We start from the raw sequence: 26,635 nt of genomic DNA, 5'->3' as shown, positions 1-26,635 counted from the left end.
ACATCAAAACAACTTAATTTAATGATCCTTTAAAAGATAATAAATTAATAAGAAATACTGACAAAAAATATTTTATCACGAATTTTAAAATTAAATTTAATATATAAATTATATTCTCCATATCTCCAAGAAAATTGCATATATTAAAAAATAACAAATTTTACTTATTTTTAACTAAAGAATACTTACCGTGCAGTTTATTATACTCAAATAAAACATCTTCATAAGAGAAAAATTTCATAAAAATATTAATAAAATTTTCTAACTTCTCTTTAATCACTGGCAAATAAAAATCATTATCAAGTTTAAAAATATCATCTGCATCTAATATAATTAAGTCTCCATCTTGCTTTAAAATAGTTCTTTTGGGTTGCCAAAAAAGAACATTAATCTTACCACTTCGAATCACAAACCGCTTAAGTTCATACTCAAGATCAACATGCTCTGCTCTTGCCTCAATAATACCAGTAATAACACACCTCTCATAATCTAATCTCTTAATAAGAACTGCATCTGTAAGTATGCCTTTCCCTGAAATATCAAGGGGAAATTGTTCTTCAATTTCATATTGTTTATTAAATGGCAGATTAGCTATTTTTCTTAAAAGATTAAGAAGTATATACTTTTTACTCATACTTCTACTATTTGGTCTAAGACAAGGTATTTTCATTCTATATTTAAGCTCATCAAAGAAATATTTAACTAATCTTTTCATCGAAATTGCCTTTTTAATATCACTTTCCTTCATCTTATCCCCCTAACAAAATATCTTAAAAGAATTCACATACCAACTATACTAAATATATGAAATACATTAAATAAACCAATCAAAATAAAATGACTTAAAAATTAAAGACATGCTTTTACTAAACCTACAAAAAGCTTAGACGGATTTTCCAATCTTGTAATAAGCTCAGGATGAAATTGACAACCCACAAAAAACTTATTCTTTGGTATTTCCATTATTTTCACTATTCGAAAATCTTCAGAAAATCCAGACACAATAAGTCCATGATTATTAAACGAATCAAGATAATCATTATTAACTTCATACCTATGCCTAAATCTTTCAACGATCATCTCACTTCCATAAAGTTTAAAAGCAAGAGTATCTTTCTTTAATAAAACAGAATAACCTCCAAGTCGCATTGTAGCACCCTTATCTGTAAATTCCTTTTGCTCAGGCAATAAGTGAATAACAGGGGTTATAGAACTGCATATAGAATTACCTTCAGATAAAATCTCTTCAGTATCAGCATCAAATATTCCACAAACATTACGCGCAAACTCAATTACTGCAAGTTGCATGCCAAGACAAATACCAAGAAAAGGAATATCATTCTCACGAGCATATTTAATTGCACGAATTTTACCTGCATATCCTCTCCCCCCAAATCCACCAGGCACTACTATACCATCTATACCCTTTAACATCCCTTCATCAAAATTAGTACTATCAATTACAGTTGTTTTAACTAAAATATCTAAATTAGCAGACACATGGGTTAAAGACTCAAATATTGATGCATAAGAATCACCAAGCTCAGTATATTTACCACAAATAGCAATATTTACAATCCTTTGAGGAGAAACAAGATTCCTCTTTATTATATCTACTAATCGCTCAAGCCCATCCACCTTAGGCTTAACATTTATTTTTAACTTTGAACCCAAAATTTCGTGTAATCCCTGTTTATAAAAAGATATGGGTATTTCATAAATAGTTGAAACATCAGTATTATCAATAATGGATAAAGTATCAACATTACAAAACATTGCTATTTTTTGTCTCATCTGTTTTGTTAAGAGTTGAGAACTTCTTGCGATAATTAAATCTGGAAAAATTCCAGCTTTATTTAAAGTCTTTACACTCTGCTGAGTAGGCTTAGACTTTTGCTCATTTATTCCAACAGGACTTGGAATATAAGTTAAGTGCACAAAAGCAATATTATCACTCCCAATCTCATATCTTATCTGTCTCATTGTTTCAATAAACAAAATATTTTCCATATCCCCTACAGTACCACCAATCTCAATTACTAGAAGTTCACTGCTCTCTTCTTTGGCAATTTTAAAAATTGTCTCCCTAATCTCATCAGTAACATGAGGAATAAGCTGTACAGTTCTCCCTAAATATTTCCCATGCCTCTCATTTTCAAGAATATTCTTATATATTTTACCCATAGTAATATTCCAATTAGACTTAGAATTCAGATTTAAAAATCTTTCATAATGACCAAAATCCATGTCAACCTCTCCACCATCATCAAGAACAAAAACCTCTCCATGCTCAACAGGATTTATAGTACCAGGGTCAGTATTTAGATAACCATCGCATTTAATTGGTGTTATCTTCAAATTATCCTTAAATAACCGTGCGATACTTGCAGATGTAACTCCTTTACCTATTCCAGAAATCACACCACCTGTTACCACCAAAATTTTTAAATTATCTATCATTAAAATCCTCCAAAAAAAAAATAAGTTTAAACAACCAATACCAATGATTAAAAATCACATTAAATCAAAATCTTTAACACCACAACAATCTTGTAAGGTTAATGTATAATTACAAAAAAATTTATAAATTTAAGAATAATATTCTCTTTATCCTTACAAAAATAAATTTCCCACATAATACAATTTATGAATAAACAAAAATTACTTTTAAAATATCATTTTAATAAAAAATAGTAGCTATGAAAATCAACATTTACTCAATTCAAATAAATATATAACTACTAAATCTTAAAAACGAAATACGTACACAAAAATAGTTAAAAATGCCAACAAAAAAAAGAACAACACTGCAAAAAAAGATATGACTCCCGCTAAAATGCTCAAATTAACTTTAGTATTTAAGTTTCCTAAATTTTTAAGAATGAAATATGCACAAAAATAAATAAATCCTGCAAAAAGCATACAAATAAATTTAATAAAATAATACTCACCCCAACCACCAAAATCGTTCCCAACTTTAAATAAATAGGTATTAACAAAAAATATAACAAAATAAAAAAAGACAACCAATAATGTGAAAAACAAGCTTCCAATGACAATAGCTCTAAAAAAAGGATAATTTTTAAATATAATTCTAGATAACAAAAATATAGGAAATCCGACGAAATAGATAACACAAGTCTTTTTAAAAAATGAAAAAACAAAATATAAGGAAAGATAATTTATTTGATTTCCCACAAAAAAATTCTTATCCAATAACACAGTTAAATTTAGACTTATATAACAACAAATAATTAAAAACAAAGGTAAAATAAATAAAAATTTAACCAAAACAAACAAATATCTCTCTAGAGTAGAAACAGGCAGAGATAAATAAAATACATCTTTAAGCAAATCATGAATCGGCTTATAATGATCAAACATATTGTATATTGACACAATATACACAATACAAAACAAAACGAAAAAAAATAATTTGCTATCAATAAAGATAAAATTAATTAAATTAGTAAATCCATAAATTTTTAAAAAAAAATAAATTAAAGGAAAAACTAAAAAAATTGAAAAAACAAAATACAAATATAATTTTCTATGATAGACAAAATCAAAATTAAATAACAAAAAAAATCTTTTTAAACTAAACATTAGCTAAATCCTTTAATTTATTGCTAGTGATATATAAAAAGAAAAACTCAAGGTCAACATTATCATCGCAAAAACCACTCTCAAAATAAAGCGCCTTAAAACCACCTTTTACTTTTTCATAATAAAGCTCTTCCCCTTCTAATTTATCTACAATCTTAACTTTATAGCTATTATTAATATAAGAAACTGAATTCGAAAAAAGAATATTATTATTACCAATAATGGTTAAATGATCTACAATATCTACTAAATCTCTAACATTATGCCCTGTAACAAAAACTATTTTGTTTTTTAAATTACTTATAATATCTCTAAAAACATTCTTTGAAGCAATATCAAGACCATTTGTTGGTTCATCAAATATCAAAATAGGAACATCTGTAGCCAAAGAAAAAGCAATAATACTCTTTTTTCTTTGGCCGTAAGAAGAAGAGCCAAACTTTAGATTAATATCTATCTCAAATTTCAACAAGTATTCTTTAAAATCTTTTTCACTAAAATTTGGATAAAACTTACACAAAGACCTATAATAATCATTTAAAGAAACACTGGGTAAATCAAATTCTTCAGGCACAAAAAACAAATTCACTAAATTTAAAGGATTTCTTGGAAAAACTTTTAAAGAATTAAATAAAACTTCTCCTTTTAATGGGTTTAAAAGCCCACTAATAAGCTTAAGTAAAGTAGTTTTTCCCATTCCATTCTTGCCAAGAATCAAGTAAGTCTGTGGCTTTGAAAAAGCTAAATTCAAGTCTGAATAAACTTTGATCTTACGATAAGAAAATGAAACATCTATAAATTCTATTTTCAATAAAAATTCTCCTTTATGTTAAATTATAAAAAGAGTCCATAATAAATACAATAATAAAACACTAATTTTTCAAAAAAGATTTATAAATAAATAGAGAAAAATTAACATAAAGTCTCGCGCTAAGATGCCAAACTTTTAACATAATTTTTGGCAAAATCTGAATCTCACTAAACCTAGCTCCCTTAAGACTTGCATAATAAATTTGAAATTCCTTAGAATTTTGAACCTCATTAAGAACAGAAATAAGTTTTGCTTTATGCGCCTTATAAACAAGTCGATCTTTAATGTGCCAACCTATAATATAAATCTGCTTAAAAGAAATATAATAATAAAGCTGCAAATAAAATCTTTTATAATATTCAAAATACTTCTCAAAAATTCCTTCTTCCTTTAAAAAACTTTCCACAACCTTCAATGATAAAGAAACCTTACTAATTACATTAATTGATGAACTGGCACTTCTCATCCACTGAAAGTTAGTATAAAAATAATTATTTACAAAAGAAACTTTATCTGCCTTTAAAAAAACATGAAGCATGAAAACTATATCTTCTAATATTACATCATTTACTATGATATCATTTTTTACAATTAAATCTCTTCGAATCAGTTTATCCCACAATGTACCCACAACAAAATTTTTCTTAGAAAAGCTAGCAAAAACAGTTAATAATAAATTTTTAAAAGCCTCTTCCCCAGTTATTGGATAATTTGGAAAAGGAAGTGCAGATCTTCTTTTAATATTTCTTGCAATAAAGTAAACGTAAAATTGAGAACAAACAACATCTGAATTATCGGCCTTTGCCCTATTATATAATACCTCAAGCATAGTATTCTCAACAGAATCATCACTATCCCAATAAATTATATATTCTCCTTCTGCCTTTTCAAGGCCATTATTCCTAGAGGCAGCTATTCCTAGATTTTTTTGATTAATAATTTTCACACAATCATACTGATCAGCATATTTTTGAGCTATCTTTAAACTATTATCGTAAGAACCATCATTCACAAGTATAATTTCTTTATCTCTTAATGTTTGATTAAGAGCACTCTTTATCATAACTTCAAGGGTACTATCAGAATTAAAAAAACAAATAATCACAGAGACCTTGTACTTACACATAAAACCCTCCAAATAAATACCAATCTTAACAAAAAGCCTGGATTAATAACTAAATATACTAAATATTCTTAATTACAAGATATAAGGAAATATTGCATAGTATAGTTAATAAGCTTACATGATTTTAAATATATTTTCCAACAAATTCGATATAAATACTATATAATACAAAATACAAATTAAAGAAACAGATAATCGACTCAAAGAATAAGGAGTTTAAATGCTAAAAATAATTAGCCTTGGAGGTGGAATAATCAATCCTGACAAAATTAACATAGAATATATTAAAAATCTTAAAAATCTTATTTTCAAATGGGTACAAGAAGATAATAGGAGAAAAATTATCTTAATTACAGGAGGAGGAAAAACGGCAAGAGAATATCAAGATGCTTATAAACAAATTAATCCTAAGTTTAAAAATCATGAACTTGATGAGATTGGAATAATGGCAACCAAACTAAATGCCAAACTTATCAGCAAAGCAATGCAACCACTCTGCATTGACAATATTGTAAGCGATCCAACTCAAGATTTTCATTTTAAAGGACAAATAGTAATTGCATCAGGATGGAAAGCAGGATTTTCAACAGATTATATTACTGTAAAGTTCGCCGAAAAGTTTAAAGCAGATGAAATAATTAATTTAACCAATGTAAATCAAATTTATGATAAAGATCCAAAAAAATTTGATGATGCAAAAGGATTAAGTAATATTACTTGGAATGAATTACAAAATATTGTTGGAAAAAACTGGGAGCCTGGTTCAAATTTACCGTTTGACCCAATAGCAACGAAGCTAGCACTAAAGCTTGGTATCAAAGCTTACATATTAAATGGAACTGATCTTCAAAACTTAAAGAAAGTTTTTGATAAAAATGATGATTTTTTAGGAACTATTGTAGTAAAATAAAAACTATTGCCGGTATGGCGGAATTGGTAGACGCGTCAGACTCAAAATCTGATGAGGGTAACCTTGTGTCGGTTCGACTCCGACTACCGGTATTAGTTTATTTTAATAAGAAACAATATCTACCAGCGGAAAGACTACAAATAAACACCAGCTGCTAAATAATATTAATAAATCTAATAAAATAAACCTGAATTATTGATACTAAACCTTTTAAAGATAAAATTTTAAGTATTAAGTCTCTTAATAGCATCCTTATAAATTAAAACAAGATTCATAAGTTCACTCTCATCAATATACTCATTGGTTTTATGAGCTGTATTATCTGAGCCTTTAAATAATGGACCAAAAGCAACGCAATTTTTTAAAGCTCTGGAATAAGTTGCACCACCAATAGCAATAGGACTAACATTACTCTCACCTGTAAAGGCTTTATAAACTTCAATCAAAGACTCAATAAACTTTGAATCAGAATCAACATAAAGAGGATCAAGAAAAGAAACTTCATGATAATCTAAAGAATATACATTTAAAGTTCTTTTTATCAAATCCACTAATTCTTCTCGTCTACAACTTACAGGATATCTCATATCAAAAGATAAAATTTGATTAGATGTCTTAGACAATTTAACCTTTGTCAAGCAAAGAGTAAGTTGTCCAGATTTCGAATCTTCTAAAACTTTACCGAATAGTTTCTCACCATTAATAGTAAAACTAATCCTATCTTCAAAAAAGTTAATAAAATTGGCTTTTACACCTAAAGATTTAATAATCTTTAGTGCATAAGGAGCAATATTAACACCAAGTTCAGGTAATGAAGCATGGGCAGAAATTCCATGAATTAAAACACTGTTCTCAAAAAATTTATATCTAATCTTACCACCAAAACTGTCAAGTAAAATTCTAAAATCATCTTTATTAAAATCACCAAGCTTAAAAGAACATTCATCAGGAATCACATTATATCCAGTTCCAATCTCAAAATCCATAAAAAACTTCTCATCACTAATAACATCGAATTGCAATAACCCTTTCTCAGCATTAACAACAGGAAAATCACCATCGGGTGTAAAAGCAAAATCAGGAATCTCTTCCTTAATTTTATATTGCTCAATACAACGCCACGCCACCTCTTCATCTGTTCCAAAAATTATCCTAAACCTTTTATTAAAAAAAATCCCCTCTAAGACTAATAATTTAAAAGCATAAAGAACAGCCATCAAAGGCCCCTTATCATCTAGAATACCCCTAGCATATATTTTGCCATCTCTAAAATCAAGTTTAAAAGGATTTGAATTCCAATTAGACACATTGCCAGCATCAACAATATCAATGTGGGCCAAAATACCTATAAGTTCATCACCCTGCCCTATATCAGCAAAACCATAATATCCATCCCGATCCCTATAAACTTTAAAACCAATATTTTTAGCTATTTCCAAAACTTTATCTAAACATAAATCAATTTGTTCCCCAAAAGGCCTATTTTTCAAAGCAGAAGCGTTAACACTATTAAATTTTATCAACTCTCCTAAATGGAAATAAAATTGTTTTTCTAACTTAAAATCCATAAAACTAAACCTTGAGCACAAATTTAAGACAACTTAAAAATAAAAGCTAAAATATTTTTGATATTGTTCGCATAAGAGTGTCGGGATTGAAAGGTTTAACAAGCCAACCAGTAGCACCAGCTTTACGCCCCTCATCAACTTTTGACTGTTCAGATTCAGTAGTTAAAACAAGTATTGGAACAAAACTTCCAAACTCCCTTATCTGTTTAATCACCCCTATTCCATCCAAGTTAGGCATATTGATATCCGTAATAATTAGATCAAAATCTTTATCACTCTGTCCAACGGCTTCCTTAAACTTAGATACACCCTCTAACCCATCTTGAGCCTCAGAAACTCCAAAACCACTCTGCTCTAAAATGTAAGCAACACTTTGCCTAATGGCCCTATTGTCATCTATAACCAAAATCCTTTTTTGCATGTAACGCTCCTAAAACCACATAAAAAGTATACAAAAGTTAGAATAAAATTACACTACCCTCATCAAATGAATGAACATCCTTTTCATCCTCGATAAGAGACAATAAATATTTTTTATGAATAAACAAAGTAAACCTATTAGCAATTCTGCGAATAAATTCCTTATCTTCAATTTCAACACACTTAAGACCATTTTTCAATAACTCTAAATCAAGAGTACTATTAATATCATTGTCCATTTCCATTAAAGTCTTTTCAAGATTTAAAAGATCCATTCTCAAATTCTTAATATTATGAATACCTAACTTTACTTCTTCAAATATTTCTAAAAAATCAACTGGAAAGATTTCATAGGATAATACCTGATCAAGAGCAATCTTTTTTATCTCAAAAATATTATTCTTTATCTCCATAAAAAGCTTTTTAAATTTGTTAAAATAATTTCTTTCAAGATAAAATCTATTATCGCAATCTTTCACAACTTTTTCAAAGAAAAATATTATTTGGGACAAAAACTCCCGTCCTTTGGTAATATTTAGCTCAATATCACTAATAATTTTTGACATTTCAGAAATATTACCTTCCATATCCTCAAGTTCAACCCTCTTTACAACCTCTATTTTGGAAGCTATATTAATATTTTGAAACCTAGAAGAGATAGCTGAAATATTTGAAAACATTAATTCCAAAGATTTAACAAGCTTAATCTGTTCATAATAAAGATTTAAAAAATTAGAATTATTTTTTTCAACATCATCAATCCTTTTAAGTAAATTCGATAAAATCACGGAAAAAGATTCAACTGATCTTGAAATATCAATATATGAAGAATTATCTGACTTTAAATCATTAATGACCTGAATAGAAGAAATCGATGTGTCAATAAATTCTTCAAAAGCCCTCAAATTTTCATCCAACTTAACAATAACATCTCCAACTATCATTTTGGATGAATTTGTAAAAACAGATAAAACTTTTAACTTCTGAACCTCACTTGTATCTCTAAACTTAAAAACATCAATGCTTGAATACATAATATTTAGATGATACAAAGACTGAGTAAGTCTATCTTGAAACTGTAGATAAGACACAGCATTTACAAACTTGAATTTAAACTCACTAAGTATACCTAATATGTTATCATAAAAGGCAATAACTTCGCCAATACCCCCTGAAAATTCATCTATATTTTTAATCAAATTATCTTTAAATTCTTCAAGAATTTTATTCTCAGCCGTATTATTTTCAAGTACCTGATCCTTAGCACGATCAAGTCCAACTTTAATATCTCTACCCCTACTAGTTAGCTGGTCTGCTTGCTTAATCATAGATTGAGTTAAAGTCTTAATCTCATTTGTAATATAAGAAAAAGCACCTCCTGCTCTCCCAGCCCTCATGGCAACAGTCAATGTATTAATCGACATTATTTCCATATCAATAGAACTTTTTTTCATCTTTTCAATTACATCTTCAAGAATCTCTATATCTTTAACCTTATCTCTTATCACGCCAAACTGTGCTTCAAGCAATTCAGTTGAAGAATTAAAATAAGATACAAAATCATTCAATACCCTTATTACTTTAGAGATAAAGTTATTCAAAGAATAATCATTATCAATATCAAGATTAGAAATAAACCCAATATTAAAAGATAAATCTTTAATATCTTTGGAAAGTTTTTCTATTAATTTAGGAATTGATTTACTTAAACTGGCATAAACTTGCCTTGAACGACTATCAAAAGCCTCAAGTTCAACAAATAATTTATTAATATGCGGATTAATATCCAGAAATTTACCATCATCTTCCATTAAGATCTCCTTAAAATATATTCAGATATTTTATTTAAAGGAAGAACCTTATCTACAGCACCTATTTTTATTGCCTCCATAGGCATTCCAAATACCACAGACGTTACCTGATCTTGAGCGATGTTATATGCACCACTTTTCTTCATCTCAAGCATACAACAAGCACCATCATCTCCCATTCCCGTAAGCATAACCCCAATAGCATTTTCTCCAGCATACATAGCCGCAGAACGAAACAAGACATTAACAGAAGGCTTATGTCTACTAACTAAAGGACCATCTAATAAATTAACAAAATAGTTCCCATTAGCATACTTCACAATTAAATGATAATGACCATTGGCAATTATTACAAGACCAGGCCTTAAAATATCTCCATCTTCAGCCTCTTTTACATCAATTTCAAGCTCATTATTCAAACTCTTTGCAAAAGATGTTGTAAAACCCCCTGGCATATGCTGAACAATAACAATTGGAGGAGAGTCTCTTTTAAAAAACTTTAAAAATACTCTTAAAGCCTCAGTACCACCAGTTGAAGAACCAACAAAAATAACTTTTCCGGTTTTATTTTTATTAATAACACCTTGATATTTCAGAATAACATCTGGATCATTCTTAGGAGCAACATTAATCACATCGGCAACCTTATAGCTTCTTGTTATACCAGAAATACTACCTTCAGATTTTTTACTCTCAGACTTAACAAAAGAATCAGGGGCTTTTATTCTCTTAGTCTCAAAAGAAACAATAAATTTATTACCAGCTAGTTTCTTGATCTCAGATTTTATTAAATCCAAATAATCACTTCTAAATAAATTAACTGTAAGTTTAAAGTTAAGTTTATTTATTATTAGTTTAATTTTATCTCTCTTAGATTCAAGAAAGCCAAATTGTGGATACACTTCATCTTCTGCTATAAAAATAACAGGAAGTGAGATATTATTAAGAACATTATTAAGAGCATTTCCAAAATGAGACTTGGCAGAATTTTCATCAACAATAACCAAATCAGGAAATTTTTGTAAAAAAACATTAATAAGGTTTAAAGAATTAGAACCTGGATTTAATATCTCAACATTTAAATCCTTAGAAAAAGCTCTAACAAAAACCTGTCTTATAAGACCTTGAATATCAATGATCAATATTTTCATTATAAAAGCCCAAAATATATTATGTTAAATATATTATGTTCAATCATATTACCTTATAACCTTGGTTATTGTATCAATATCAACTACTAAGGCTAGACTACCATCTCCAAGTATTGTAGCTCCAGAAACCCCTTCTACTTTAGAATAAATTTTACCTAAAGTTTTTATAACGGTCTGATGTTGTCCTAATACCTCATCCACTACAATTCCTATTTTACCACTATTTGCATTAACAACAACAACATGCTCACTATCACTTTCTTCATCAGATATTTCAAAAAATTCTCGCAAACGTATAAAGCTAATCATGCTTCCTCTATAATTCATAACATTACTATTATTTTCAAACCCACACACCTTAGACATCAATTTATCAGCTTCAAGACAAGACTCAACACTAGAGAGAGGCACAATAAAATGTTCATCTTTTACCCTCACAAGCCACCCTTCAATAATTGCCAAAGTCAAAGGAAAAATTAACTTTATGCGAGTATATTTGCCAAATTCACTCTCAAGAATCACATTTCCTCTAAGAGACTCTACCTGTTTTTTAACAACATCCATTCCAACACCACGGCCTGATACATTTGTCACAACATCAGCTGTTGAAAATCCCGGTTCAAAAATTAAATTATAAATATCCACATCTGATAAAGTCCTTGAAACAGCCTCAGATATTATATATCTCTCTATAGCTCTCTTAATTATTTTACGCTTATTAAGTCCTCTACCATCATCTTCAATAATAATAATCACAGAATCACCTGATTGATGCGCAGAAAGCTTAATGACACCTTGCGGATCTTTTCCTGCCTCTATTCTCTCTTCTGCCGGTTCAATTCCATGATCAATTGCATTCCTTATTAAATGCACTAAAGGTTCATTTAATCTTTCAATAATACTTTTATCAAGAACAGTATCACCACCTTGTGAATGATAACGAATTGATTTGCCAAGTTGAGCAGATAAATCTTTAACTATTCTTTGAAATTTGACAAATAAAATCTCAATAGGAACTGTTCTAAGTCCTGTGGTATAATCTCTAAGCTCATTAATAAGCAAAGAAAATTCAGCTGAAATTGAATTTAAAATATTATTATTACTACTCTCAGCTTCCTTTGCAAGCTTAGATTGAATCGTAACAAGTTCACCAACAAGATTGACCAAATGATCCAATTTTTTTGAATCAACCTTAATACTTGCAATGTTTACTTTACTCTTAGCAGTATCATCATTAAAATTAGCTCCACCCTTAAGAGCCGTTTTATTAAATATCTTTTCTGTTTTTGATGAATTCTGTTCTTCTTTAGAGCAGACTTCATCAACACCTTTATCTAAATTATTTACTAAGGAATCAAGCTCAAAAGCCTCAGGTATATCATAAGATGAATTAACTTCTTCAACAACAAATTTTGACTGTCCATCCAAAAACATAAAAATATCTTCTATAGAACTTTTACTCTCTTCTGTCTCTAGCTTGACTTCCCACTCAACATAAACATTATCAGGAGACATTAATTCCAAGTCGGGAATGTTTTTTACCCTAGCCCTAACTTGTCCATTTCCTAAATTTAATAATTTTTTTAAAAAATTGATTGGTTTGTGCCCATGAAATAAAATTCCCCTTGAAGGCGAAAAAAGAATTTTATAAATTTTAGTCTCAACATTTAAAGCTTCATCCTCAAATTTACCTTGCTCCAAAGATACATCCAAGAAAGCTCCTTGTGAATCCAAATCATTAGATAAACTTATCTGATCTCCTCCAATAGAACTTAAAACTGAATCAGTATTTAACCCAACATCAACACCAAGTCCAAATCCTTTTTTGATTGTATCTATCAAAATTTTTTCACGATTTTTATATGCACTCTCATCAATAGCCTCATCTCCTTCAATTAGTTCACGAATAAAATCAACTGCCATTAAAGTAGCATCAACAGTATCCTGATTAAATTCATCAGAACCTTCCTTTATAGGATCAAGAACCGTTTCTATTTCATGAACAAGAGAAGCTGTTAAATTAAAACCAAACATTCCTGCACTACCCTTGATTGTATGAAAATTTCTAAAAATAGAATTGACAACTTCTTTTCCCGATTCAAACTCAATATTAAGAAGTGCATGCTCAATATCTGAAATATTCTCTATAGACTCCTCTTTAAAAGAATCTTTAAATTTATCTATCATATCACTACTATTCATAAATTGCCCTTAAATACATAAAACTAAAATTCAATTAAACTAAGGCCTAAATCTAAGTGATCAATATCCTCAATATCATTTAAAAATCCACCATATATTAATGAACTTAAAACCTCATCAGATGGATATTCTATCTTTATAAATAAATTTCTATCTTTAGCATATTTATTTGAAGCATACAAAATTTGTATAAAAGTAACATCTATTTTCTCTACATTTGAAAGATTCATTACCAGCGTCTCTTTTTCTTTCATCTCTTTAAGAATATTTAAAAGATCTTCTTTAACTTTAAAGATGCTGTTTACTACAAGTTCTCCTTCTGGATTATAAATCATAACACGTAAAACTCCTATTAATCACAATCAGGATCATATATTGTAGTATTTTTAAAACTGGAGAGTTCTTTAATATCAAACAGATTCTCTACATCAAGAATAATAATAAATTTATTATTACGCTTACCAATTCCAGATATAAATCTCGAATTAAATCCCGTACCAATCTTTGGAGCCTCATCAATATCGGATAAATTTAGTTCAAGAACCTCATTAACATAATCTACCAAAATTCCAAGATTCAATTCATCACCTTCATATATCAAATTTAATATAATGATATTCGAAATATCAACGTCTTTTTTCTTAAGCCCATCATCACTAACTTTACGATCTTGCATACCAAATTGCTTTCTAATATCAATTACTGGAACTATTTTTCCTCTATTATTGATTATCCCTGCCATATAATCAGGGGTTCTTGGTATTTTTGAGATTTTAGTATACTCTAAGACTTCAACAACATATTTAATTTCAATCGCATAAAGCTCATCTAAACTAAACAAAAGATACTGATTTAATGTACCCTGTAAATCGGTTTCTAATTCCATAAATGCCTCTTAATAATATAACTAATAATATAAATAGAACACTCCATAAGTTTTATTCAAACTTCACATATCTCACATATTCACATGTATCAATTATAAATCAAAAATTTCAATACTAAACAAATATAAAATAATGTTCAAACATCATACATAATATAAGTAAAAATATAAATGTTCATCACTTTAAGTTACTAGAAACAATAATACCTGATAACTTGGTTTCTATAAACAACACTCACAAAAGAACATTTGAAACAATCCAAGCAAAACCATAATCAAACTTTCACAATGGTCATGAATTATTAAAATTCACTCTTATTAGTCAAATAATAGCAATTTTCCATAAAAGGAAGACTTGGATATGAACAACAATTGGATAAACAATAAATGATAAGAAACGCTTTCTCTTTATTACAAACCTATTGAATTACATCAATCCAGAATTAAAATTTATAATAAAGGAAAACAACTTATGAAAACAAAGAACATGCTTGCTTTAATGTTTATGTTAGTATCAATATCTGCTTTTGCAAATTCAACATCAACAGCAAGAAACAAATTTGGTATGGGAATTTTACTGCCATTTCCAATTGCATTAGAATTCAATATTGGAAATTTTGACATAGACTTAGGTGCCTACAGTGGGACAAACAACTTTTTTAAGGATTGGAAAACTTTATTCCTTGCAATAGACTACATCTTTTATATACATACTTTTGCAGGAGCAGATAACATGCTAGACTTTGCTGTTGGAGGCGGTGGATATGGAACAATATGGTTTTCAAAATGGAGCAATAATAAAATAAATAGTGGACCAATGAGCTTAGGAGCAAGATTACCACTGATCCTAAATCTCGCAATAGCCAGAAAAAAATTTGATATATTCTTAAAAGTAGCACCTGGTCTTGGATTAAATATTTGGAGTAGAGGAGTTGGATTTAGATGGGAGGTATTTGCCGGACTTGGTATGAGACTTTGGTTTGTATAAAAATAACTGCTTATCACATCAAGAGAAGTATTTAAGTATTTCTCTTGACAAATTAAGTAAAATATCAAAATAAAATTTCAACATATGCTCAAAAACATCAAATGATCCCACTCCCAAAAAACTGATATTATCCCAAAACCATACACGATTCAAATAACATGTATATTGAAAATCATCAATAACAAATTTCATTTCATAACTTAAAACCAAACTGAAATTATAAAGATTATTGACATTAGAACAATATTTGACAAAACGCTCACAAAGCATAAATATTTAACTTACTGAAATTTTTAAATATATAATTTGATTTAAAAATGACAATTCATACTATTACTTCCCTTTAAAAACAATCGAGTATATACTTAAAAAATGAGAGGATTTATCAGTACATGAAAAAAATAATCTTAATCTTATTACTAATAAACTACTTTAATGTTTCAGCAAAAGAGTCTCACACAAATAAAGGCTATTTCGGAATTGGAATACTAGGGCCATTATCAAACGCATTTCAACTAGTTTTAGGTAAAAACATCACAATAGAAATTGGAATTTATAACGGATTAAAAAATTTATTCAACAATTTCAATACATTATTTGCTTCCCTAGAGTTTACTGCACTCTCATCAGATTCGTCAGAACAATCTAAAGTGATAGATGCTTCACTGGGAATCGGAATTTATGGGTTATGGTGGATACCTGAATGGCAAAATACCCGCAAAACGTATAATTCGACAAATATAGGAATTAGAATATCGCTCACCCTAAATTTACCAATTATCAAAAAAAATTTTGACATATTCTTAAAAACAGGACCGGGTATCAATATTTGGGGTATTGGTGGTGGAAATCCAAAACAAAAATGGGAAGCATTTGCTGGGCTTGGTATGAGACTTTGGTTTGCATAAAAATAAACAGAATTATAAACACTTCAAATTTTAAATAAAAATTAAATCAACAGAATTCATCCTATAAAATTTTATTAATCATCAAAAATCAAATATAATGATATAGAAACATTAATTATTGGAGATTTAATGCAGAAATTAGTGCTAATAGCAATACTAACACTAAACATATGGGGCGGTGCATTTGGAAAAAGCTCATATTCAGATAGAAAAATAGGATTTGGAGGAAGCATTGGAAACCCAATATTTAATTATATTATGTCATTCCCATTCATAGATCTTGAAATAGGTTATGGAGGAACTAATGGTATTAATCTGTCAGAAGACAAACTCAAATCAAAAAAATATGATTTTAACATATTTGTACTCTCAGCCTTAGATCTAATATTAACAATACCATTAATAGAAAAATTATCTATTGGTACAGGAATTGGGGGAAACATACACATATCATCTAACAAATCAAATTTCATAAACATGGAAATAGGATTTGGATTTCGAATTCCAATAGCTATTTTTTATGATTTAACAGAACAAATAGAAGTAGGTCTTAAAATAGCACCTTCAATAGAATTTGTATCAAACGCAAAATCCATTGCATATCACTACCTCTATGCAGGACTTAAAACAAATATAATAGGTGGAATATTCATTAAATATTATATTTAAACACCAATCTCAAATCATTCCCAAGTACTATGAAAAAATTCACCTCTCTTTGAATCAATTCTTTCAAAACTATGTGCACCAAAGAAATCTCTTTGGGCCTGAATTAAATTAGCTGGTAAATAATTAGTAGAATAAGAATCTAGAAAAGACAGACTTGCATAAAATGCTGGCAAAGGTATCCCAATTTCACTAGCCCTTGAGACTATTCGCCTTAAAGACTTATGATGATTTCTTATTATATCTAAAAAATAATCATCAAAAATTAAATTAATAAGATGTGGATTCTTATCATAAGCCAATTTAATCTTCTCTAAGAAAACACTTTTAATTATACAACCCTCTCTCCAAATCAAAGAAATCTTTCCCAAGTTCAAGTCCCAAGAATAATTAACAGATGCACTCTTAAGCATCATAAAACCCTGAGCATAAGCTAGTATTTTGGAAACCAAAAGAGCATAATAGAGATCTAAAATCCAATCACTCAAATCAAATTCAACAGAATCCACGTCCATTTTAAGAATGTCACTAGCAATTACTCGTTCATGTTTTAATCCCGACAAAAACCTTGCAAACACAGACTCAAAAATTAAATTTGCTGGCACATTTAATTGCAAAGCTTCAATTGATACCCACTTCCCAGTACCTTTTTGATTTGCAACATCTAAAATCTTATCAAGTAAATATTCATTATTTTCCTTATATTTTAAAATTTTAGATGTTATTTCTATTAAATAACTAGAGAGATCACCTTCTCCCCACTTGTCAAATACTTCGGAAATTTTTAAATTATCTAAATTAAAAGCTCTCTTCATAAAAAAATATGATTCACAAATAAGTTGCATATCTGCATATTCAATTCCATTGTGAACCATCTTTACATAATGTCCAGCTCCACTCTCACCAACATAAGCAGAACAAATATCTCCCATATTTGTCTTAGCAGCTATCTTATTTAAAATAGGCTCAATTAATCCATAAGCTTTTTTGCTCCCACCATACATCAACGAAGGTCCAAATCTTGCACCCTTTTCACCACCTGAAATTCCAAGTCCAACAAAATAAACATCCTTAGAAGATAATTCTTTCTCTCTCTTTATTGTATCTTTATAATGAGAATTTCCACCATCAATAATAATATCGAATTTTTCAACTAAAGGTAAAATTTGTTCAATGACTTCATCAACAGCTGAACTTGATATCATTAAAATGATTTTTCTAGGTTTTTTTAAACTTCCAATAAAATCCTCAATATTTTTAAATCCATTAATCTTTTTATGAGCATCGTTTACAAGGAAAACTTCTGTTTTATCATTATCTCTATTATAAACAGAAACATTAAAACCGCTATCAGCAATATTTAACGCCAAATTACTTCCCATAACTCCTAGCCCATAAATACCAATATCCATTGCACTATCCTCTACCCTAATTTTTTTATTACAGACAAATTTACTTTATTCATTATTTTTAGATTATGTTATATTATAAAAAAAGTAAAGATTAAAACAAATGCAAGACAGGAGAATTCTATGAAAAAACAATTTGATACAGAGGTTAATGATTTACTTTATTTAATCATACATTCTCTTTATTCTCATAAAGAAATATTTTTACGAGAATTAATATCAAATGCCTCTGATGCCATTGATAAGCTTAAATTTTTAAACTTAACAAACGAAAAATTCAAGGATATCAAACTAGATCCAAAAATAGAAATAAGCTTTGACGAAAAACTCATTAAAATAAAAGACAATGGTATTGGGATGAACAGAGAAGACCTGATTAATCATCTTGGTACAATTGCAAAATCAGGAACTAAAGAATTTATAAAAAACCTAAAAAAAGATGAGAAAAATACTGCAAGCTTAATTGGGCAGTTTGGAGTTGGATTTTACAGTGCTTTTATTGTCGCAAACAAAGTTGAACTTGTAACAAAAAAAGCATTGGAAGATACTGCCTATCTCTGGTCTAGTGACGGCAAAACAGGATATGAAATAAATAAGGCAGAAAAAAATGAATATGGAACTGAAATAACCCTTTATCTTAATGAAGAAGGAATTGAATATACCAACAAATGGAAAATCCAAGAGATTATCAAAAAATATTCAAATCACATAAGTTATCCTATCTTCATCAAGTACAAAGAACCCTTGATGAAGGATGATAAACAAGAAGGATTTGAAGAAAAGGAAGATAAATTAAATGATACAACAGCAATTTGGATAAAAAATAAAAATGAAATCACTGATGAAGAATACAATGAATTTTATAAAAATCTAACCTTTGATTATGAAAATCCATTAATTCATATTCATACAAAAGCAGAAGGAAGTATTGAGTATACAAATCTTTTTTATGTTCCAAGCAAAGCTCCCTATGATCTGTACTACCCAAACACTAAACCTGGTGTAAAATTATTCATAAATAGAATTTTTATCACAGATTCTGCAGACAGCTTACTTCCAAATTACTTAAGATTCATAAAGGGAATAATAGATTGTCAAGACTTGCCCCTCAATGTAAGTAGAGAAATTTTGCAGCAAAACAAAATATTGGCCAAAATAAAGGCATCTTCTGTAAAGAAGATACTTAGTGAACTTGAAAAGCTAAGTGAGTCAGATAATTCTAAATTCAATGAATTTTCCAAAGAATTTGGAAGATGTTTAAAAGAAGGGGTTTATTCTGACTTTGATAACAGAAGCAAACTTATATCCTTAATTAGATTTAAGTCTTCTCACGTAGATGGACTTGTATCTTTAAGAGAATACAAAGAGAGAATGCCTGAGGAACAAAAAAGCATATACTATATAACCGGAGGGAAAGAAAATATACTTAAAATCAATCCAATTGTAACTGCTTACAAAGAAAAAGGATATGAAACTCTCATTATGGATGATGAACTTGATGAGGCAATTGTAAATTTCATCACAGAATATGATGGCATAAAGTTAAAAGCAATAAACAAAAACGAAACAAGTGACGAACTAAAAGATGAAAATTTCAAACAAATGGAAGAAGAATTCAAAGACATCCTACTTAAAGTAAAAACAATACTTAAAAATCATGTCAAAGATGTATCACTATCAGCAACGTTAACACAAGAACCATCAGCAATAATAATTGATAGTGCTGACCCCACTTATCAAATGCAAAGAATTATGATATCAATGGGACAAGAGGTTAAAGAAATAAAACCTATTCTTGAACTCAATCCAAACAATAAAATCATTCAAAATTTAAAAAATCTAGATGATATAAACTTGGAAAAAATAAGCATTATTCTTTTTGAAGAAGCAATGATAACTTCCGGTCTACAAAGCAAAAACCCACGTCAATTTATAAACATAATAAATGAAATGTTAGAACAAAACATATAATGAGAGTAAGTTCGCAAGCATAAGCTTGCGAACTTACTTTTTAACTCTAAGAACCAAATCTTTGCCTGCCTCAACAGGCTTAGTCTGAGATATCTTAGTTTTAACGTCCTCAGTTAAAGTAGTAGAAGAAGGTACAATATATTCAGAACCATCATCAAGCTTTCCAAACACATACTCAATGCTTGAAACTTCATCAGAATTTGCAATAACAACAGGCGTAACTACTGACTCTGCATGAGCCTTTAAATACTCAAGGTCCAATCTAATAATAACATCACCTTGTTTGACGCTCATACCCTCCTCGGCAACTCTTGTAAAACCCTTACCATTCAAATTAAGAGTATTAATACCAAAATGCACAAAAATTTCAACACCCTCTTTAGTTTCAAGGCTAAAAGCATGATTAGTTTTGAAAATTTTACCAATATTTCCATCACAAGGTGCAACCAACTCACTTCCAGTTGGCATAATTGCAATTCCGTCGCCAACTATCTTCTCAGCAAAAGCTTCATCTGGCACTTTATCAATTGAAACAACTTTTCCACTAACAGGCGCTATTAAATCCAAAGTAGCGGACTTTTTAAAAAAACCCAAAAAACCCATAAACTAATCTCCTATATATTTATCTAAAAATTTTAAAGTCTCTAATTCTGACTTACTATTTAATACTTTGCTTGCTAATTCACTTAAATCAGACATTGTACATTTGCTTAGCAAATACTTAATTCTAAGTGAAGCACTAGGAACCATACTTAAAGATCTAAATCCAAGCCCAATAAGAATTAAAGCTCCAGCCTCATCTCCCCCAAGCTCACCACAAACAGAAACATCAATGTCAAAATTATTACCAGCATCAAGAACATTCTTAATCAGCCTTAATACAGCAGGATTATATTTATCGTATAAATTTGATATCTTTTGATTACCCCTATCTACAGCCAAAGTATATTGGGTTAAATCATTAGTACCAATACTAAAAAAATCCAATTTGTCAGCAAAGTCAGATGCCATTAAAGCCGCTGAAGGAACTTCTATCATACAACCAACTTCCAAATTTTCATCAAAAGGCAAATTCCTAGACTTTAAATTTGTTTTAGCTTTATTTATAAAATAATTCACTATATCAAGTTCCTCATATCTAGTAAGCATAGGAACCATGATTCTTATCTTGCCATAATGACTAGCCCTAAAAATCGCATTAAATTGACTTTGTATTAAATCCTCATAGTCCATATACATCCTAAGAGCACGATATCCTAGAAAAGGATTATCTTCCTTTGGGAATTTAAAATATGGAATCTCCTTATCTCCTCCAATATCAAGAGTACGAATAGTAACAACACCTTTTTTCTCAATAGTGTCTACAACTCTCTTATAGGCCTCAAATTGTTCATCCTCCGTTGGAGGCTTTATAGACTCCATATATAAAAATTCTGTCCTAAAAAGCCCTATACCATCAAGCCCATATTTATTAACATAAAAAACATCTGTAGGAGTTCCAATATTAGCCTTCAGAGATATTTTAATACCGTCTTTTGTCTTTGCATCTTGGTTTTTTAATGCGAAAAGCTCTCTCTCATACTCATTATACTCTAATATCTTATGTGCATATTTATCTAGTTCACTGGATGAAGGATTACCAATAATTATTGAAGATAATCCATCAATTATCAACTGCTCACCTTCTTTAATTTTAGCAATATCCAAAGGTGTCATCACAAGAGCAGGAAGTCCCATTGTCCTTGCCAAAATAGCAGCATGAGAAGTCTCACCACCAACTGTAGTCACAAACCCCTTAACATAACTTAAATCAACCTGCATTGTATCAGAAGGCGTCAATTCTTCAGTAATCAGAACCACATCTCTTTTAACCTCAGAGAGATCAGTCACCTGATCTAAAATATTTGAAATAAGCCTATTTCTAATATCTTTAAAATCAGAAGCTCTCTCTTTTAAATAAGCATCTGTATATTCTTCTACACTCGCAATTAATTCTTTAAAAGACATATAAACAGCATAAGCAGCACAATAATTTTCATTCTTAATAAAACTTGTAACAGAATCAGAAAGTTCATCATCCTCAATCACTAATATCTGTCCTTCAAAAATACCTTCCTTATCAGCACCAAGTTGAGCCACAGCCTTTTTTGTAAGCTCTTTAAGTGCAGATATAGCTTTTGATTTAGCATCATTAAATTTTTTTATCTCATCATCAATTTGTAAAGAAGCAATTTTTGATTTATCAATAAATTTATCAAAATCCTTTTTAATAAAAAGAGCCTCTCCTACACCTATTCCTTTAGATATTCTTTTCCCCGATAAAGTCATATAAACCTTCCATACCTATTCTTTAAAAGATTCAATGAGCTCAACAAGTTCAGTAACAGCCTTTTCTTCATCATCACCATCAGCACAAACCACAAGCTTCTTACCAGAAGATAATTCTAGTGTTTGTAATCGAAATAAACTTTTTCCACTAACAGATTTTCCATCAGCTTCAATAGTTATATCACTAGCATACTCCTTAGCTTTTTTGACAAACGTTGACGCTGGTCTAACATGCAAGCCATTAACGGCATTAATTGTAGCTTCTTTTTTTACCATAAACTTAAGCCCCTTATTTGAATAATTATTTTTTGATTAAGTTATTAACAAATAAATATTATAATGCATAAAAACAAATTGATAAATTAATTCTATTGCTTTTACATTAAAACTATGCCAAAAAACCAGCAATTATTTAATAATGCTAACTTTTACAAGACTAAAAACTAGATAATATATCGAAATAAAAATTTTTTATAAGTCTTAAACTTCTCTCCCCTAAACTAAAGTTTTTAATATCACGAATATTTTTATCTAGCATCTTAAGAGAATCTTCAATTTCAATTAAAGATAAAGGTAAAGATTTATTAAGAAGTAAAACTTGAAAATCCCTTAAAGTAATAACCTTGTCATTATAAAATATCTTCATCAAAAAATCACTTATAATATCTCTTTTAATATTTAAAAGAACGCAAATAAAAATAATGTTTGCCTCTTCTAAAATATCAAATGAAAAAGTATCAACAAATATTCTGCTACAAAAACTCTTATTCCATAAATTTGTGATTGGAAATTTTAATTTACTTAAAAATAAAGTATGGCGACTTTGTATATAATCATCCCTGTTAATACTGTAAGCATTATAAGTATAAGTTTTTTTGGTTAAAATATTTTTAAATTCAAGCTGAGCATCAAGACTTAACAATAAAGGATATAAATCAAATACTGTGTTTTTATAATAAAATCCATTAGCAATATTAATACTATTCAGATATATCCTATCATTTAGTCTTGAAATAAATTCATAAAACAACCTTGGAATATTTCTCTCTCCAAACTGCAATATTGTATCATAAGTAACACATGGTCCCATTTCTAAAAAATTACTCTTAAGAGAAACTTTATTAAATCTTTCAAAGTTATTAATTATAAAAAAATTATCAGAAATTTCATTTTTCATAAAAATTTCAGCATTTTTATGAAAATCAATCTCATTATAAACTATATAATTGTTTGAATCTTCCTTAAATAAATTAACAAGTGTATTAAAATTTTCTGGATAATATACCTTCACACCTCTCATTTCCTCTCTAACTCTTCCAATCTCAAATAAAGATCTAAAAAAGTATTAACATCAAGACAATTACACTTTAATGTATTATAATACCCTAAAATATCAGCCCTAATTATAACTTTACGTTTTAAAAGATAATAAAATAATAATGCATTAGATGAAAAACAATTTGTACAAAACCCAAAATCATTTTCTAATAAAACCTTAACTAAGGTTTCATAAAAAGTTGTATTTTGCAATCCCTCAACAGTAATGATGCTACGCCCATTTAACATAAAGGCTGAAACTAAAGACGAATATACAGGCTTTAAGTCTAAGAGCACTAATGAGAATTTTTTATTCATATTTTCAATAAAACTTTGATTGCCTGAATAAAAAATACTTATCAAAAGCTCTTTAGTACTTAAAGGAAGCTTAATACTTTTTGAAAGAGTCTCTCCATTTAAATTAAAGCTAATTAGTATCAATTCGTATACTCCAATTATCTAAAATATCCTTAAGATCAATAGGGGTCTTACAGATATTGAAGTCAAAAGCCTGGATTAAAGCTGTTTTTATTGCACAAACAGATGCAATAAATAATATTCTAAAAGAAAAAACAAATTCACCATCTTCAATAAACTCAAGATCCACAGAATCAACAATATCATAAGTAATATTTTCAAAAACATAATCAACTGCCAAACTAAAAATTGAAAATATACGCTTATTATTTATCCTAAGTTTATCAAACTTACCGTTTTCAACAAAAAAATTCACATTACTAAACACAATATTAAAAGAATATATTTCTATATCAATTTCAAGAGAACAAGCAACATTAAATTTCTTATCTATATCCATAACAAAATCTTGACCAGCTACAACAGGATATTCTCCCTTAAAATTCTCACCGATCATCATGACAAGCACATCCTTAATAGCCAAAACTTCTCTTTCAATAATGTAAGATTCTTTAATCAACGTACTATAAAGTCCAACATCATCTATAAAAACATCACTAACAATAAAATTTACATTACTATAAGATAAGCTAAAAGTCCTAGCTAAAATATTCCTTAAATAGTTCATTAAGTTGATATCCATAATTTTATAAGGAATAAATACATCTAATTTATCCTTATGTAAACTCATAGAAACAGTTTGATTCCCACCTAAGAGAGCAGAATCTCGATAAGGGTCCAGATTTAAAAAGGCAAATCCTATACCTTTTCTTCTCACATCAAAAATATTATATTCATTCTTTAAACTTATAGCAGATGACTTGCGCATGATAGAATTTTTCAAATCCATCTCTTTAAAAAGTTTGAAAAAAACATTATATTCACTCTTAACATAGCTGAGTAAATAACTAAGAGGTTCAATTGACAAACTAACTGCAAGATTATAAAAATTTGAATAAATAAAATTATAAACAGCAATTCCAAATAAAAAATAATTATCATAAAAAAACACAGCATTACTTGTAGTCGATATAAAATTAAAATGTATACACACATCAAAAAATAAATTATCAAAAACATGCCTGAGGTAATCAAAATAAAATTTATATAAAAAGTGTAATGGTCTGTTGATTTCAAGATCTAACATAATCTTATCAAGCCTATTTTCTGATGATAAATAATTAACAGCTGAAAACTTTAAGTTTAAAGATTGTGCCATTAAAAAATGTCTCTTATAATAAAGAACATTAACCTTCAGCCCAAGTTTTTTAGCAATTATTATGCCTTGTAAGACGGCATTAAACGAAACTGAAAACAAAACATTAACACAATTATTATTAATAGGATTGATAATGATCTTATCTTTAGCAATACAAAAATTATCACTAATAATTTGCTTTACAAGTGCAATATTATCAAGGTCTGCATCAATGACTAAACTATCATCCTTAAAGCATACTTTAACTAAAATAACATCACTGCAATAATTCAAACAGTCTGAAAACTCATAATAAGAATTATAAATTTTAAACTCACCCAATTCTTTTAATCCTGAATCAAAATAAACACCGTTTTGCTCAATGACTTTTAATTCAAAAACAACACTTGCTTCTGCTTCTACTAAAGAGTCTAAGCTATCAGAATATAAAACCAAAGGAATTTGTCCTTCAAAATTTATTTTATTATCAAAAAGTTTTAAATCAAATTCATTAGAATCAACAGCATCGATGACTTTTAAGGTAATATCATCTTTATAACTTATATTAAAAACCTGATCTTTATATTTATCTAAAATCTTAAAATCTTCAATGATAGAATTCTTGATATTACAACAAACTGGCAAAGCCCAAACTTCTTCCATATTCTTTAGCTTCATAAATAATTAAATAAAATAAGGAGGCAAAAATTCATAATTTATCTTATATTTGTATCATTATGGCACAATACCAACAAAATTACTATTGAAACCAAAACATGATGTAACAATTAAATTTACTCAATTAATGATATCCCAGAAATTAAAGTATAGGGCTCAACGATTATATTATTTTAATGTTATTATATATATATTTTCTTTTGATAAATTTTATAAAGTATGATAATATCAAAATTAAGAATGAATATCAAATAATATTAACAA

The 26,635-nt window shown here is 28.6% G+C and carries 24 protein-coding genes and 1 tRNA gene; 6 read left to right on the top strand and 19 right to left on the bottom strand.

Features of this window, described 5'->3' with window-relative positions; genetic code table 11:
- Window positions 1-160 precede the first annotated feature (160 nt).
- The 4 genes from bvRMA01_RS02920 to bvRMA01_RS02905 form a co-directional block, all read right to left on the bottom strand.
- Entirely contained in the window at window positions 161-748 is a 588-nt protein-coding gene (locus bvRMA01_RS02920; protein ID WP_247032059.1) for a hypothetical protein, read from the bottom strand.
- A 101-nt stretch (window positions 749-849) separates the two neighbouring features.
- A complete protein-coding gene (gene pyrG / locus bvRMA01_RS02915) occupies window positions 850-2,460 on the bottom strand; it encodes a glutamine hydrolyzing CTP synthase (protein WP_247032057.1) in 1,611 nt (536 codons plus the stop codon).
- A gap of 1,138 nt (window positions 2,461-3,598) precedes the next feature.
- Window positions 3,599-4,417 carry an ATP-binding cassette domain-containing protein gene (locus bvRMA01_RS02910; protein WP_247032055.1) on the bottom strand — a complete coding sequence of 273 codons (819 nt, stop codon included), beginning with the start codon at window positions 4,415-4,417 and terminating at the stop codon, window positions 3,599-3,601.
- Between the two features lie 61 nt (window positions 4,418-4,478).
- On the bottom strand, window positions 4,479-5,543 hold the full coding sequence (locus bvRMA01_RS02905; RefSeq protein WP_247032053.1) for a glycosyltransferase family 2 protein: 1,065 nt from the start codon (window positions 5,541-5,543) through the stop codon (window positions 4,479-4,481).
- Window positions 5,544-5,763: 220 nt separating this feature from the next.
- Here bvRMA01_RS02905 and pyrH point away from each other — a divergent pair, with 220 nt between their 5' ends.
- Together pyrH and bvRMA01_RS02895 are read left to right on the top strand one after the other, a co-directional pair.
- Complete coding sequence (pyrH, locus tag bvRMA01_RS02900; RefSeq protein ID WP_011772514.1) at window positions 5,764-6,453, top strand: UMP kinase; 690 nt, start codon at window positions 5,764-5,766, stop codon at window positions 6,451-6,453.
- Window positions 6,454-6,461: 8 nt separating this feature from the next.
- Window positions 6,462-6,545, top strand: a tRNA-Leu gene (locus bvRMA01_RS02895).
- Window positions 6,546-6,677: 132 nt separating this feature from the next.
- On the opposite strand, the gene bvRMA01_RS02890 is transcribed toward bvRMA01_RS02895, so the two are convergent.
- The 7 genes from bvRMA01_RS02890 to bvRMA01_RS02860 are packed head-to-tail and all read right to left on the bottom strand — an operon-like array spanning window position 6,678 to window position 14,491.
- Window positions 6,678-8,021, bottom strand: coding sequence for a Sapep family Mn(2+)-dependent dipeptidase (locus tag bvRMA01_RS02890; RefSeq protein WP_283847587.1), 1,344 nt, complete (start codon window positions 8,019-8,021; stop codon window positions 6,678-6,680).
- A 46-nt stretch (window positions 8,022-8,067) separates the two neighbouring features.
- Entirely contained in the window at window positions 8,068-8,442 is a 375-nt protein-coding gene (locus bvRMA01_RS02885) for a response regulator (protein ID WP_247032049.1), read from the bottom strand.
- A gap of 37 nt (window positions 8,443-8,479) precedes the next feature.
- Window positions 8,480-10,252 carry a hypothetical protein gene (locus tag bvRMA01_RS02880; protein WP_247032047.1) on the bottom strand — a complete coding sequence of 591 codons (1,773 nt, stop codon included), beginning with the start codon at window positions 10,250-10,252 and terminating at the stop codon, window positions 8,480-8,482.
- Window positions 10,252-11,403, bottom strand: a complete 1,152-nt coding sequence (locus bvRMA01_RS02875; protein ID WP_011772510.1) for a CheB methylesterase domain-containing protein — start codon at window positions 11,401-11,403, stop codon at window positions 10,252-10,254. The genes bvRMA01_RS02880 and bvRMA01_RS02875 overlap by 1 nt, the downstream gene beginning before the upstream one ends.
- Before the next feature lie 48 nt (window positions 11,404-11,451).
- A complete protein-coding gene (locus bvRMA01_RS02870) occupies window positions 11,452-13,605 on the bottom strand; it encodes a chemotaxis protein CheA (protein ID WP_247032045.1) in 2,154 nt (717 codons plus the stop codon).
- A 23-nt stretch (window positions 13,606-13,628) separates the two neighbouring features.
- Window positions 13,629-13,940: an STAS domain-containing protein gene (locus tag bvRMA01_RS02865; protein ID WP_025375564.1), complete on the bottom strand. Its 312-nt coding sequence runs from the start codon at window positions 13,938-13,940 to the stop codon at window positions 13,629-13,631.
- A gap of 17 nt (window positions 13,941-13,957) precedes the next feature.
- Complete coding sequence (locus bvRMA01_RS02860; RefSeq protein WP_247032043.1) at window positions 13,958-14,491, bottom strand: chemotaxis protein CheW; 534 nt, start codon at window positions 14,489-14,491, stop codon at window positions 13,958-13,960.
- A gap of 472 nt (window positions 14,492-14,963) precedes the next feature.
- Between bvRMA01_RS02860 and bvRMA01_RS02855 the strand changes: the two genes are divergently transcribed.
- Window positions 14,964-15,479, top strand: a complete 516-nt coding sequence (locus tag bvRMA01_RS02855; protein WP_247032041.1) for a DUF3996 domain-containing protein — start codon at window positions 14,964-14,966, stop codon at window positions 15,477-15,479.
- Between the two features lie 18 nt (window positions 15,480-15,497).
- On the opposite strand, the gene bvRMA01_RS02850 is transcribed toward bvRMA01_RS02855, so the two are convergent.
- Entirely contained in the window at window positions 15,498-15,749 is a 252-nt protein-coding gene (locus bvRMA01_RS02850; RefSeq protein WP_247032039.1) for a hypothetical protein, read from the bottom strand.
- 122 nt (window positions 15,750-15,871) lie between these two features.
- Between bvRMA01_RS02850 and bvRMA01_RS02845 the strand changes: the two genes are divergently transcribed.
- Window positions 15,872-16,387: a BAPKO_0422 family outer member beta-barrel protein gene (locus tag bvRMA01_RS02845; RefSeq protein ID WP_247032037.1), complete on the top strand. Its 516-nt coding sequence runs from the start codon at window positions 15,872-15,874 to the stop codon at window positions 16,385-16,387.
- 129 nt (window positions 16,388-16,516) lie between these two features.
- Window positions 16,517-17,056: a BAPKO_0422 family outer member beta-barrel protein gene (locus bvRMA01_RS02840; protein ID WP_011772504.1), complete on the top strand. Its 540-nt coding sequence runs from the start codon at window positions 16,517-16,519 to the stop codon at window positions 17,054-17,056.
- A 14-nt stretch (window positions 17,057-17,070) separates the two neighbouring features.
- On the opposite strand, the gene gnd is transcribed toward bvRMA01_RS02840, so the two are convergent.
- A complete protein-coding gene (gnd, locus tag bvRMA01_RS02835; RefSeq protein WP_247032035.1) occupies window positions 17,071-18,465 on the bottom strand; it encodes a decarboxylating NADP(+)-dependent phosphogluconate dehydrogenase in 1,395 nt (464 codons plus the stop codon).
- Window positions 18,466-18,585: 120 nt separating this feature from the next.
- Here gnd and htpG point away from each other — a divergent pair, with 120 nt between their 5' ends.
- Window positions 18,586-20,433 carry a molecular chaperone HtpG gene (gene htpG, locus bvRMA01_RS02830; protein ID WP_247032033.1) on the top strand — a complete coding sequence of 616 codons (1,848 nt, stop codon included), beginning with the start codon at window positions 18,586-18,588 and terminating at the stop codon, window positions 20,431-20,433.
- Between the two features lie 33 nt (window positions 20,434-20,466).
- On the opposite strand, the gene crr is transcribed toward htpG, so the two are convergent.
- The 6 genes from crr to bvRMA01_RS02800 form a co-directional block, all read right to left on the bottom strand.
- Window positions 20,467-21,036, bottom strand: a complete 570-nt coding sequence (crr, locus tag bvRMA01_RS02825) for a PTS glucose transporter subunit IIA (RefSeq protein WP_247032031.1) — start codon at window positions 21,034-21,036, stop codon at window positions 20,467-20,469.
- Between the two features lie 3 nt (window positions 21,037-21,039).
- Window positions 21,040-22,761, bottom strand: coding sequence for a phosphoenolpyruvate--protein phosphotransferase (ptsP, locus tag bvRMA01_RS02820; protein WP_247032029.1), 1,722 nt, complete (start codon window positions 22,759-22,761; stop codon window positions 21,040-21,042).
- Between the two features lie 15 nt (window positions 22,762-22,776).
- The gene (locus bvRMA01_RS02815; RefSeq protein WP_011772499.1) at window positions 22,777-23,037 is read right to left on the bottom strand and encodes an HPr family phosphocarrier protein; all 261 of its coding nucleotides are present in this window, start codon (window positions 23,035-23,037) and stop codon (window positions 22,777-22,779) included.
- Window positions 23,038-23,197: 160 nt separating this feature from the next.
- A complete protein-coding gene (locus bvRMA01_RS02810; RefSeq protein ID WP_247032027.1) occupies window positions 23,198-24,061 on the bottom strand; it encodes a xanthine dehydrogenase family protein subunit M in 864 nt (287 codons plus the stop codon).
- A complete protein-coding gene (locus bvRMA01_RS02805) occupies window positions 24,058-24,519 on the bottom strand; it encodes a hypothetical protein (protein ID WP_011772497.1) in 462 nt (153 codons plus the stop codon). Before bvRMA01_RS02805 ends, bvRMA01_RS02810 begins: the two co-directional genes overlap by 4 nt.
- Entirely contained in the window at window positions 24,506-26,371 is a 1,866-nt protein-coding gene (locus bvRMA01_RS02800; RefSeq protein WP_247032025.1) for a hypothetical protein, read from the bottom strand. The genes bvRMA01_RS02805 and bvRMA01_RS02800 overlap by 14 nt, the downstream gene beginning before the upstream one ends.
- Between the last annotated feature and the right edge of the window lie 264 nt (window positions 26,372-26,635).

The sequence above is a fragment of the Borrelia venezuelensis genome, from assembly GCF_023035835.1.
Classification (GTDB): domain Bacteria; phylum Spirochaetota; class Spirochaetia; order Borreliales; family Borreliaceae; genus Borrelia; species Borrelia turicatae.
This window is presented reverse-complemented; position numbering and strand designations above follow the sequence as displayed.

Coding starts and splice junctions, on each gene's coding strand:
- bvRMA01_RS02905 (WP_247032053.1), bottom strand. CDS start 5,543: ATGTGTAAGTACAAGGTCTCTGTGATTATTTGTTTTTTTAATTCTGAT.
- crr (WP_247032031.1), bottom strand. CDS start 21,036: ATGGGTTTTTTGGGTTTTTTTAAAAAGTCCGCTACTTTGGATTTAATA.
- htpG (WP_247032033.1), top strand. CDS start 18,586: ATGAAAAAACAATTTGATACAGAGGTTAATGATTTACTTTATTTAATC.
- bvRMA01_RS02840 (WP_011772504.1), top strand. CDS start 16,517: ATGCAGAAATTAGTGCTAATAGCAATACTAACACTAAACATATGGGGC.
- pyrH (WP_011772514.1), top strand. CDS start 5,764: ATGCTAAAAATAATTAGCCTTGGAGGTGGAATAATCAATCCTGACAAA.
- bvRMA01_RS02920 (WP_247032059.1), bottom strand. CDS start 748: ATGAAGGAAAGTGATATTAAAAAGGCAATTTCGATGAAAAGATTAGTT.
- bvRMA01_RS02800 (WP_247032025.1), bottom strand. CDS start 26,371: ATGAAGCTAAAGAATATGGAAGAAGTTTGGGCTTTGCCAGTTTGTTGT.
- bvRMA01_RS02850 (WP_247032039.1), bottom strand. CDS start 15,749: ATGCTTTGTGAGCGTTTTGTCAAATATTGTTCTAATGTCAATAATCTT.
- bvRMA01_RS02865 (WP_025375564.1), bottom strand. CDS start 13,940: ATGATTTATAATCCAGAAGGAGAACTTGTAGTAAACAGCATCTTTAAA.
- bvRMA01_RS02885 (WP_247032049.1), bottom strand. CDS start 8,442: ATGCAAAAAAGGATTTTGGTTATAGATGACAATAGGGCCATTAGGCAA.
- bvRMA01_RS02875 (WP_011772510.1), bottom strand. CDS start 11,403: ATGAAAATATTGATCATTGATATTCAAGGTCTTATAAGACAGGTTTTT.
- gnd (WP_247032035.1), bottom strand. CDS start 18,465: ATGGATATTGGTATTTATGGGCTAGGAGTTATGGGAAGTAATTTGGCG.
- ptsP (WP_247032029.1), bottom strand. CDS start 22,761: ATGACTTTATCGGGGAAAAGAATATCTAAAGGAATAGGTGTAGGAGAG.
- bvRMA01_RS02870 (WP_247032045.1), bottom strand. CDS start 13,605: ATGAATAGTAGTGATATGATAGATAAATTTAAAGATTCTTTTAAAGAG.
- pyrG (WP_247032057.1), bottom strand. CDS start 2,460: ATGATAGATAATTTAAAAATTTTGGTGGTAACAGGTGGTGTGATTTCT.
- bvRMA01_RS02860 (WP_247032043.1), bottom strand. CDS start 14,491: ATGGAATTAGAAACCGATTTACAGGGTACATTAAATCAGTATCTTTTG.
- bvRMA01_RS02890 (WP_283847587.1), bottom strand. CDS start 8,021: ATGGATTTTAAGTTAGAAAAACAATTTTATTTCCATTTAGGAGAGTTG.
- bvRMA01_RS02815 (WP_011772499.1), bottom strand. CDS start 23,037: ATGGTAAAAAAAGAAGCTACAATTAATGCCGTTAATGGCTTGCATGTT.
- bvRMA01_RS02810 (WP_247032027.1), bottom strand. CDS start 24,061: ATGAGAGGTGTGAAGGTATATTATCCAGAAAATTTTAATACACTTGTT.
- bvRMA01_RS02880 (WP_247032047.1), bottom strand. CDS start 10,252: ATGGAAGATGATGGTAAATTTCTGGATATTAATCCGCATATTAATAAA.
- bvRMA01_RS02855 (WP_247032041.1), top strand. CDS start 14,964: ATGAAAACAAAGAACATGCTTGCTTTAATGTTTATGTTAGTATCAATA.
- bvRMA01_RS02845 (WP_247032037.1), top strand. CDS start 15,872: ATGAAAAAAATAATCTTAATCTTATTACTAATAAACTACTTTAATGTT.